Here is a 6,673-nt window from a genome sequence, read left to right on the forward strand (position 1 = left end):
CCACCGAGATCTACACTCTTTCCCTACACGACGCTCTTCCGATCTTGATAAAAAGCGCGTCGGAAATTATTCGCTTGGTATGAGACAACGCCTTGGAATTGCGCAGGCGTTAATGGAAAATCCAGACATTCTTATATTGGATGAGCCGATGAATGCGCTTGATAATAATGGTGTTGAAGATATAAGAATGGTTACTCTCGTGATTACTTCCGCGAGCCGGGAAGCCCTCCAGGCCTCCCAGATTCCCTGTAGTCTTTTTCGTTTTCATTGCGGCACGACATATCATCATGTCCTTCTATATATCACCAGGTATTTGCTTGACCCTCCAGCACCGCCTCGATCACACAGCCTTTATCGTCAAAAAACAGCCGGACAACGAATGGTTGTCCGGCTGTAATAATTATAGAATCTACCACCTCTCCTGGGCTGGGTCCACCGGAATAGCCCAGGGCCGGATGATCCCCATAGTACAAGACCCAGCCGTCATGCTCCCCCTCCGGCAACGCCCCTTTGGGAACCACGCCTCGATACGGTCAGGCCCAATGGAGAGATATACTCCGGGTGCAGCCTGTCGGAAGCAGACAGCACGCCAACGCCGGGAGCACATATCTCAGTTTCATTCTTCCTCCTCCACGGGGAAGGGAGGGGTGTCCGCCTCAATGGCAACGGGTGCGGCTCCGCCGCCCATCTGCAGCTCCTGCCAACGCTCCTTGGAGATCAGCAGCTGCCGGGGCTTGGATCCCTCAAAGGGGCCCACAATGCCCCGCTGCTCCATCTGGTCCACCAGCCGGGCGGCCCGGGAGTAGCCCAGCTTCAAGCGCCGCTGAAGCATGGATACAGAGGCCTGCCCGGTCTCCAGCACCACGTCCACGGCGGCGGGCAGCAGCTCGTCGCTCTCGTCTCCGGCGGGCTCTGCCGGGGCGGCGCCGCTACCCTTGCCGCCCTTCTCCTTCTCCTGGACAGACTCCTCGATCTTGGCCAGAACCTCGTCGTCATACTGAGCCTCGCCGGTCTTCTTCACGAACTCCACCACCTGCTCGATCTCCTCCGGGGAGATAAAGCAGCCCTGAACCCGCTGGGGCTTTCCAGCCCCCAAGGGAGCGTAGAGCATGTCGCCCTTACCCACTAATTTTTCCGCGCCGGTCTGGTCCAGAATGATGCGGGACTCCAGAGACGACGCCACGGCAAAGGCCACGCGGCTGGGGATATTGGCCTTCATAAGGCCGGTGATAACATCGGAGGAGGGCCGCTGGGTGGCGATGACCAAGTGCATCCCCGCGGCGCGGCCCATCTGGGCCACGCGGCAGATGGACTCCTCCACCTCTTTCGCCGCCACCAGCATCAAATCCGCCAGCTCATCGATGACCACCACTACACTGGGCAATGTCTCCATGTCCTCCCTGCCGCGGGCCAGCCGGTTGTACTCCTCCAGTTTCTTCACTCCACATTCGGAGAAGGCCTTGTACCGCTTCATCATCTCAAACACCGCCCACTGGAGGGCTCCGGCGGCCTTCTTGGGGTCCGTCACCACCGGGATCAACAGGTGGGGAATGCCGTTGTAGGGGGCCAGCTCCACCATCTTGGGGTCCACCATGATAAAGCGCACCTCGTCGGGCGTGGACTTGTAAAGCAGGCTGATAATCAGGGAGTTGGTGCACACGGACTTGCCGGAGCCAGTGGTGCCGGCGATGAGCACATGGGGCAGTGTGGCGATATCGCCGATGACATTATTGCCGCCGATGTCCCGGCCCAGAGAAAAAGCCACAGCGGACTTGTGCCCCGTGAAGTCCCGGGACTCGATCACGTCCCGGATCAGCACCGGCGTCACGGCCTTGTTGGGCACCTCAATGCCCACCACGGAGATCTTATCCGGAATGGGGGCAATGCGTACGCCGGTAGCTCCCAGGGCCAGGGCGATGTCGTCGGCCAGATTGGTGATTTTGCTGAGCTTCACCCCCTGGTCCAGTACGAACTCGTACCGGGTGACGGAGGGTCCGTGGACCACGTCGCCGGGAGTGGCGTCCACGCCGAAGCTGTTCAGGGTGTCCGTCAGGCGGCGGGCGTTGTTCCGCAGCTCCGCCCCGGCCTCCACATGGTTCTCTCCCTGGTTCTCCCGCAAAAGGGTGATGGGCGGGTACTGATATTCTTCCTCCCCTGCCGCCAGCTTTTCCTCAATCTCTGCCGTCACAGCGGCGGTCTGCTGGGCAACCTCGCTGGCAGTGGTGACCTTTTCTTTTTTAGCGGATACCTTCTCCTGTACCGGCGGCGGAGCCTCCGGCTCCGAGGCAGCCGGCGCGGCAGAGGGCGCCAAGACCGGCTCTTTCACAGCAGGCGGCTCAACCTTCGCCGGGCACTCCGCTTTCGCGGGCTTCTCCGGCAGTTCCGGAACGGGATCCCGGGCAGTCAGCACCTGGTCAGGCGTCCGCTGCTTCTGAGATTTATGCCGGAAAAAGCCGGTGAAACGGCCCTCCCCGCTCTCCCGCTCCGTGGGAGCCGGGGCGGGCTTCGCCGCCCCCGGCTCGTCGTCCAGGGGAATGTCAATCTGCTGGCGGGGCCTTTCGGCGGCCCGCCGGGGCATCTCCAGGGGCTTGAGGCGAATGGAGGGCTGTTCCGGCTCCGGCTGCTCCTCATACTGGGGCCGGGAGCGGTGCTTCTCAATCAAGGCGCCCACGGTGAGCCGCAGGGCCGTCATCACCAGCACCACCAGCAGCACCGTGAACAAAATCACGGAGGCGAACTTGGAAAACACCGCCACGGACCCGTTGGCCAGCACACCGGAGACGGCTCCACCGGACTCCAGGGCAACGCCGTCCTGCCACAGGTCCTTCAATACGCCGATGGAGGCGGCGTATTCCTTCTGGCACAATCCCATGTGGACCAGGGCGCCGAAGAGCACCGGTATCAGCAAGGCGCAGGTCACCCGCAGCTGCACGGGCCGCCCCCGGTGGAACAGCAGAATCACCGCCGAGAGCAGTAAGGCCGGGGCGCAGAGCCAGTAGCCGTAGCCGAAGAGGCCCTTGAGGAGCACGGCGAACCAGTCGATGAAAATGGCGCTGATGCCGAAATAGCTCACCAGCACGAACAATGTCAGCCCCAGCAGGACAATGCCTCCCACTTCCCGGCGGATGGGCTGCTTTGGAGGCGGCGCCGGTTTTTTGGAGCGGCTGCCTCCCTTGCCGGATGTACTTCTTGTCGATGTAGATTTCTTTTGTGTTGTGGATGCCACGGTTCAAATACCTCCCTGGAGGATCAATATAATCCTTTTCCCTTTCGTATTGCTGACGCATGGGTTTTCAAGTCTTTCATCCAAATATTCAAATAAGCAGTTGCCTATCATGTATAGCTGCTCAACAAATTTCAGCTTGTATCAGATATCAGGTTTGCAGACATTTAATCAGTTTGCTTGCATACTCACCACTATGCTCATGTAAATATTGACCATGCCCCATATTTGCAAGTTCTACATCTATTAAATCAGGCAAATATCTTTTTAACAAAGCAGCGCTTTTCCTGGGATATTGCTCATTTGAACCTCCCTAAAATAGAACTGCTCCTTTGTAATTCCTTATTTTTTCAGGAATGCTATCTGTATACACAAAATCACATGCGTTTTTAATTCTGTCTGCGGTAATCCGTGGGTATAGCATTTCAACAACGCTGTTATTATCTTTTCCCATAGCGGCGTCCATCAAAAATTTAGGAACGTCTTTTCCCTTTTGAATCCGCTTTACAGCTTTGCAGAAGGCATATTCATATGGCTTCTGCCAGCAAGCCCATTTTTGTCAAGAATGCCGCGTCTAAATGAGTTTTCGTGACATTGATATTTCCTCTCCCAATCAGCTCAATACCCATTGTCGCTCCCTCGGAAAAGCCTGATAAGCAGTACGAATTACCGGATAGATGATGAATTATATAATTTTCTATTTCACCACAATTCTTCTCAAGTCCGATAAGTTCACCTGTTCGTTCACCGTGACCGTCCACTTCTGCCAATATTATATAGTCAGACAGTTATTTTAAAATCGGCCCATCACAAAACATCGCTGTCGAAGCCATTCCATATATCAGCAATACTGACCTGTTGTTTTTGTTTCCAAAGCACAAGAAATTCATGGGAACCTCACAGTTTTATGACAAATTCCGGCTGAATCCGCTCATTTAATCAATTAGCCGGCCCAAGCGTCAACGTACAATGAGCGGAATTGCCAATGCTTTGCTTTATCAACACAAACGGCAAAAGGGATGAAATGTATCAAATCAAGCCCTGTCCGAAAACAGGCCGATTCACGGCTATGATTCCGGCACTTTGTAGAAAAAGAGTCCCTCCGCGCCGGCCAATTGCGCCGCCAGCTCTTTAAGCCGCCGGTCCGGATTACAAAGAATCATATAGAGATCGTCCCCATTCAGGATCACCATTGCGTCGCAGCCGGGAAGAATGACGTTCATATAGTCCCGTTTCCGCCAGTCCCCCTCAAAGCAGTGGTAAATCCATTCCACCAGCTGCTCCGGCCGGGGATTTTTAGCGGCCTCCTCCCCTGCCGAGACCCAAAAATCGTAATAGCAGTACAGCTTCAGCAGAATCCTGCAAAACTTATCATTGAGCGCGCCTCTGTTCTTCTGGAAATATTCCTCGATCTCAAAATAGCGCCGGTCCTCCGCCTGGGGAACGGTGCGGGGGAAAATGTCGATCAAATAACGGGGCTGCTCCAGCAGAGCATCAATTTTTTCAATGATATCTGTCATATCCGCCCCTTTTATTTCTGGAGCACCGTCAGGACCAGCGTCACAACGCCGGCCAGCCAGCAGTAGTAGGCGAAGAAACCGAATTTCCCTTTTTCGGCGATCATCTTCAGCAGCCGGATGCAGGCGTAGCCCACCACAGCGGCCACCAGCACGCCTGCCAGGTACACCGGCACCTCCTCCCAGGGGATTTCGGCTTCTATAGCGTCCTTTAAGCTCAAAATATTGGCACCCAGGATAGCCGGGATGGACAGCAGAAAGGAAAACCGCACGGCGAACTTCCGCTCAAAGCCCACAAAGCACCCGGCAGTGATGGTGGTGCCGGAGCGGGAGATACCGGGACAGGTGGCCACGGCCTGGGCCGCCCCCACCAGCAGAACGTCCACCAGCGAGGCCGTGCGCTCCGTCTTGCGGCCCTTCCGCACCCGGTCACTGGCAAAGAGCAGACAGCCGGTGACCAAAAGCGCCCCGGCCACAAAGTACATGTTGTCCCCCAGGCCCTCCACCAGATCCTTCACCGGCAGCACGGCGAACAGAGGTAGGGTGCCCACGATAATCAGCAGAATCAGCCGCCGGGCGGGGGGCACCGGAGAGGGGGTGCTGCCCCGGGCCAGGTCCCCGATGCCGCCAAAGAACTCCAGAATCATGTCCCGGATGTCCTGCCAGTAGGCGGCAAATACGGCCACCAGGGTGCCCAGATGCAGCAGCACATCAAAAAAGCCGGGGATCTCCGCCGCTCCGGCCTGACCCAGCAGATGCTCCGCGATGGCAAGATGGCCGGAGCTGGAAATGGGCAGAAACTCCGCCACGCCCTGGATCAAACCCAGCAGGACCGCGTGCAGCAGTGTCAATGTACTCACGCTCCTTTATGTTTTGATACAATTGATGTCTATTTAGAGAATAGTATATCACGGACAGGCTGTAAATTCCAGTCATATTTCAGGGCGTTTCTGTTTCAGAAACACCGCCTGCTTTCGCCCCTGGCAGTTTCACAAAACGTTGAGATGAATGAACACCTGTGCTATCATCAGCTTACATCCGTAATGGGAGGTATTCAAACAATGGAGCGTGACGGCATCGTATCTGTATGGGCGGGGATTTTTGAAACCGATAGAGCCTTGATGGAATATGCGAATGAAATGAACATCAGTTTTGACAGTGAGGGAACGGAAACGGTCTCCGCATTCAGCCGGGACTTTTTTGACGGAACAGACGCCTGGCCTTTTGACACAGACTTTTGGGAGCGCAGTCTGCATGAGTTCACAGATGACCCGGAGGTTTTGGTCCTTCCCTTTTCCGAGGGCACAGCCATCGGCCCGGCATTAAAGAGACATTTTCCTCATGGGCTTGAGAAAACCTATAACGCTGCGATTCTGGTCTATAACTATGAATACGACTATGATGAGTATGTTCGTAATCCCAGCGCCCCAGTGACTTTCTTAGCCGCTGTCCCCTATGATGGGGATTAAGAAGGTCCGAAAACGGCAGCGCTGTGTTTTGACTATAAAGTCCACCGCGGACCGCTTTGCGGTCCCTGCGGCGCAGCCGCGCTGCAGACTCGAAAAAAATCCCTGGCTTTCTTTCAGGCGCGGTGCTGTCAAACCAGAGCCAGAAAATGACATCTGGAGGCATAAAAAGGACGGCAGCGGAGCGGTCAACACATTTGAAGCATTGCCGGAAGCCGGCCCGGTCGCGGCGAAACAGCCGCAGGCGTCTCCGGGCATAAGGACGGCCTGCCCGTTGGGCAGGCCGTCCTTGTTCCTTACTCTTCGCCCAGTACCTCCAGGGCGCTTTTGGCGGCGGCCTGTTCGGCCTCCTTCTTGCTGTGGCCGGAGCCCTCGCCCAGAATCTTGCCGTTGAGCAATACCTCCGCCTGGAAGGTCTTGGCGTGGTCCGGCCCGGCTTCCCCCGCCATGCGGTAGGCCAGCACCTG

General features: G+C 56.4%; 5 protein-coding genes. 1 reads left to right on the plus strand and 4 read right to left on the minus strand.

Annotation, left to right across the window (positions count from 1 at the left end):
- Window positions 1-616 precede the first annotated feature (616 nt).
- The 3 genes from QZ326_RS10475 to QZ326_RS10485 form a co-directional block, all read right to left on the minus strand.
- Entirely contained in the window at window positions 617-3,226 is a 2,610-nt protein-coding gene (locus tag QZ326_RS10475; RefSeq protein ID WP_295744932.1) for a DNA translocase FtsK, read from the minus strand.
- Window positions 3,227-4,290: 1,064 nt separating this feature from the next.
- Window positions 4,291-4,743, minus strand: a complete 453-nt coding sequence (locus QZ326_RS10480) for a hypothetical protein (RefSeq protein WP_295744934.1) — start codon at window positions 4,741-4,743, stop codon at window positions 4,291-4,293.
- 11 nt (window positions 4,744-4,754) lie between these two features.
- Window positions 4,755-5,600, minus strand: a complete 846-nt coding sequence (locus QZ326_RS10485; RefSeq protein ID WP_295744935.1) for an undecaprenyl-diphosphate phosphatase — start codon at window positions 5,598-5,600, stop codon at window positions 4,755-4,757.
- 201 nt (window positions 5,601-5,801) lie between these two features.
- On the opposite strand from QZ326_RS10485, the gene QZ326_RS10490 reads away from it, so the two are divergent.
- Window positions 5,802-6,209 (plus strand): immunity 22 family protein, encoded by a 408-nt coding sequence (locus QZ326_RS10490; RefSeq protein ID WP_295744937.1) that lies wholly within the window; start codon window positions 5,802-5,804, stop codon window positions 6,207-6,209.
- Between the two features lie 293 nt (window positions 6,210-6,502).
- On the opposite strand, the gene QZ326_RS10495 is transcribed toward QZ326_RS10490, so the two are convergent.
- A partial coding sequence (locus QZ326_RS10495) for a putative dsRNA-binding protein (RefSeq protein WP_295744939.1) occupies window positions 6,503-6,673 on the minus strand: 171 nt, incomplete at its 5' end.

The organism is uncultured Oscillibacter sp., assembly GCF_910587525.1.
Lineage (GTDB): Bacteria > Bacillota > Clostridia > Oscillospirales > Oscillospiraceae > Oscillibacter.

Coding starts and splice junctions, on each gene's coding strand:
- QZ326_RS10490 (WP_295744937.1), top strand. CDS start 5,802: ATGGAGCGTGACGGCATCGTATCTGTATGGGCGGGGATTTTTGAAACC.
- QZ326_RS10480 (WP_295744934.1), bottom strand. CDS start 4,743: ATGACAGATATCATTGAAAAAATTGATGCTCTGCTGGAGCAGCCCCGT.